This window comes from Pseudomonas rossensis, from assembly GCF_039888995.1.
GTDB lineage: Bacteria > Pseudomonadota > Gammaproteobacteria > Pseudomonadales > Pseudomonadaceae > Aquipseudomonas > Aquipseudomonas rossensis.
The window spans coordinates 1-465 of sequence record NZ_JBBWCB010000331.1; the positions used below are offsets into that span (position 1 = coordinate 1).

Below are 465 nucleotides of genomic sequence, written 5' to 3' on the forward strand. Positions count from 1 at the left end.
AATCTGGTCTCGCCGGGACCGACTGCGACCTCGATGTGGGACAACCTGGGGTTGAGCGATGGGGAGCTTGGCGATGTTGCCGACACGCTTGGTAAACGTCTGTTGCCGGGTCATTTTCTCGATGCGGCGGCGGTGGCCAATGTGATTGTTTTTCAGCTGTCGCAGGGGGCTCGGGGTGTTTACGGTCAGGACTGGAAGGTCGATAACGGTTACACCTTGGGCTGAAGGGTAAATATTTACGCTCGGGGTACATATCTATTTTTGCGGTAACGGCGGCTATTGGTTCCGCTTTTACAGCGGGTCACTTGGAGAAGCGCCAAGTAACCAAGCGCTCTTGCCCCTGACGTACGGTGCCTCGCCTAGGCTCGGCATGCCCTCGCTCAGGTCCTGCTCCGTGGGCCCGCCGCCATCGGCCATCCATGGCCGGGGGCGGCTACCGCGGCATCCTTGCCGCGGTGCCCACTG

At 60.6% G+C, this 465-nt stretch carries 1 protein-coding gene; it reads left to right on the forward strand.

Annotation, left to right across the window (positions count from 1 at the left end):
* Positions 1–225: SDR family oxidoreductase (locus WLY71_RS30735; RefSeq protein WP_347806587.1), on the forward strand; the 225-nt coding region annotated here is incomplete at its 5' end.
* Positions 226–465 lie beyond the last annotated feature (240 nt).